The sequence below is a fragment of the Dietzia sp. B44 genome (assembly GCF_014145245.1).
Taxonomy (GTDB): Bacteria; Actinomycetota; Actinomycetes; order Mycobacteriales; family Mycobacteriaceae; genus Dietzia; species Dietzia natronolimnaea.
On record NZ_JAALEF010000508.1, the window covers coordinates 1 to 3,077 of the forward strand.

Annotated in this window: 2 protein-coding genes; one reads left to right on the forward strand and one right to left on the reverse strand. The window is 68.5% G+C overall.

Annotated elements, in window-relative coordinates:
* Nucleotides 1–192: hypothetical protein (locus G6017_RS15275; protein ID WP_182618110.1), on the reverse strand; the 192-nt coding region annotated here is incomplete at its 3' end.
* A 230-nt stretch (nucleotides 193–422) separates the two neighbouring features.
* Between G6017_RS15275 and G6017_RS15280 the strand changes: the two genes are divergently transcribed.
* Nucleotides 423–3,071 (forward strand): ATP-dependent Clp protease ATP-binding subunit, encoded by a 2,649-nt coding sequence (locus tag G6017_RS15280; protein ID WP_179524491.1) that lies wholly within the window; start codon nucleotides 423–425, stop codon nucleotides 3,069–3,071.
* Nucleotides 3,072–3,077 lie beyond the last annotated feature (6 nt).

Below are 3,077 nucleotides of genomic sequence, written 5' to 3' on the forward strand. Positions count from 1 at the left end.
CTGGGTGACGACGACCCGTCCCGCGATCCCGTCCGCCGAGGCGATCGCCGGTGGGGCGAGGGTGGTCTTCCCGGTGCCGGGCGGGGCCTGGACGACCGCGGTGCCCCTGGTGGCGAGGGCGTCCCGCAGGGCGGGCAGCGCGGCGGCGAAGGGCAGTCCGTGGCCGATCCGGTCCAGATCGAAGGGGGTCACGTCCCCGCTCCGTCCACCCGTGTCATGTCCACGACCCTAGGCGCCGACGACGGAAGTCCGTGCCCCGGCGCACGGATCGGCGGCGTTCGCTGTCGGCGTACACGGATCTGCAATGGATCCCCGACCTGCCGCGTTGAACCCTGGTGACGGACCCGCTCCCGCTCCTGCGGTGCAGCGCGTCAGACACGGCCACTAGAGTGGACGGAACCCGAGGAATGTGAGGTAGCACGATGTTCGAACGGTTTACCGACCGCGCGCGTCGCGTCGTCGTCCTGGCCCAGGAAGAGGCCCGGATGCTCAACCACAACTACATCGGCACCGAGCACATCCTGCTGGGTCTCATCCACGAGGGCGAGGGAGTGGCCGCCAAGGCACTCGAGTCCCTGGGGATCTCGCTGGAAGCGGTGCGGAGTCAGGTCGAGGAGATCATCGGCCAGGGCCAGCAGGCGCCCAGCGGGCACATCCCGTTCACGCCGCGGGCCAAGAAGGTCCTGGAGCTGAGCCTGCGCGAGGCGCTGCAGCTCGGCCACAACTACATCGGCACCGAGCACATCCTGCTCGGCCTCATCCGTGAGGGCGAGGGCGTCGCCGCCCAGGTGCTGGTCAAGCTCGGAGCGGACCTCACCCGGGTCCGCCAGCAGGTCATCCAGCTGCTGTCGGGCTACCAGGGCAAGGAGGCCGAGGCCACGGGCGCCCCCGCCGGCACCGGTGGTCGCGAGTCCGGTACGCCGTCGTCCTCGACGGTGCTGGACCAGTTCGGTCGCAACCTCACGCAGGCCGCCATGGAGGGCAAGCTCGACCCGGTCGTCGGCCGCGCCAAGGAGGTCGAGCGCATCATGCAGGTGCTCTCCCGGCGCACCAAGAACAACCCGGTGCTCATCGGCGAGCCCGGCGTGGGCAAGACCGCGGTCGTCGAGGGCCTGGCCCAGGCCATCGTCAACAACGAGGTCCCCGAGACCCTCAAGGACAAGCAGGTCTACTCGCTCGACCTGGGGTCCCTGGTGGCCGGTTCCCGCTACCGCGGTGACTTCGAGGAGCGCCTGAAGAAGGTGCTCAAGGAGATCAACCAGCGCGGCGACATCATCCTGTTCATCGACGAGATCCACACCCTCGTCGGCGCGGGTGCCGCCGAGGGTGCGATCGACGCCGCGTCGATCCTCAAGCCCAAGCTGGCCCGCGGTGAGCTGCAGACCATCGGCGCCACCACGCTCGAGGAGTACCGCAAGCACATCGAGAAGGACGCGGCGCTCGAGCGTCGTTTCCAGCCGGTCCAGGTCCCGGAGCCCAACGTGGAGCTGTCCATCGAGATCCTCAAGGGTCTGCGGGACCGCTACGAGGCCCACCACCGCGTCACCATCACGGACGCCGCCCTGGCCGCGGCGGCCCAGCTCGCGGACCGGTACATCAACGACCGCTTCCTCCCGGACAAGGCGATCGACCTCATCGACGAGGCCGGCGCCCGCATGCGGATCAAGCGGATGACCGCTCCGCCGGACCTGCGGGAGTTCGACGAGAAGATCGCGGAGGCCCGCCGTGAGAAGGAGTCCGCGATCGACGCGCAGGACTTCGAGAAGGCCGCGGGCCTGCGGGACACGGAGAAGAAGCTCATCGCCGAGCGCTCGGAGCGCGAGAAGCAGTGGCGTGCGGGCGACATGGATGTGGCCGCCGTGGTCGACGAGGAGCAGATCGCGGAGGTCCTGGGCAACTGGACCGGGATCCCCGTGTTCAAGCTCACCGAGGAGGAGACCACGCGTCTGCTCCGCATGGAGGACGAGCTGCACAAGCGGATCATCGGCCAGGAGGACGCCATCAAGGCCGTCTCCCGGGCCATCCGCCGCACGCGGGCCGGTCTCAAGGACCCCAAGCGGCCCTCGGGTTCGTTCATCTTCGCCGGCCCGTCCGGTGTCGGTAAGACGGAGCTCTCCAAGGCGCTGGCGAACTTCCTGTTCGGCGAGGACGACGCGCTCATCCAGATCGACATGGGCGAGTTCCACGACCGCTTCACCGCGTCCCGTCTGTTCGGCGCACCTCCCGGGTACGTCGGCTACGAGGAGGGCGGCCAGCTCACGGAGAAGGTCCGGCGCAAGCCGTTCTCGGTGGTCCTGTTCGACGAGATCGAGAAGGCCCACTCCGAGATCTACAACACGCTGCTGCAGGTGCTCGAGGACGGCCGTCTCACCGACGGGCAGGGCCGCATGGTGGACTTCAAGAACACCGTGTTGATCTTCACCTCCAATCTGGGCACGAGGGACATCTCCAAGGCGGTCGGGATGGGCTTCCAGTCCTCCGACAACACCGAGGACGCCTACGAGCGGATGAAGCAGAAGGTCAACGACGAGCTCAAGAAGCACTTCCGGCCCGAGTTCCTCAACCGGATCGACGAGATCGTGGTGTTCCACCAGCTCACCAAGGCTCAGATCGTGGAGATGGTCGACCTCATGGTCAGCCGCGTCGGCGTGGCGCTCAAGGCCAAAGACATGACCATCGAGATCACGGACCGGGCCAAGGAGCTTCTCGCCAAGAGGGGTTTCGATCCGGTATTGGGTGCGCGGCCGCTGCGTCGCACCATCCAGCGCGAGATCGAGGACACGCTGTCGGAGAAGATCCTCTTCGGCGAGGTCGCGGCCGGCGAGCTCATCACCGTCGACGTCGAGGGCTGGGACGGGGAGTCCGACAAGACCGAGGACGCCCGGTTCACGTTCACCGGGGTCCAGCGCCCGGACGCCGGGTCCCGCGAGGGTGAGGAGATCACCGCGAGCGTCGCACCCACCGGTGAGGCCGGCCCGGGCGACTCGCTCCCGCCCAGCTCGGGCGGCTTCGGTGGCGCAGCCCCCGGCGGCCCGTCGGGTAGCGGTGGGGCGGCTCCCGCCACCACCTAGGCCGGA

Excerpts from the sequence above, each read along its gene's own strand:
- G6017_RS15280 (WP_179524491.1), top strand. The coding sequence starts at position 423 with ATGTTCGAACGGTTTACCGACCGCGCGCGTCGCGTCGTCGTCCTGGCC.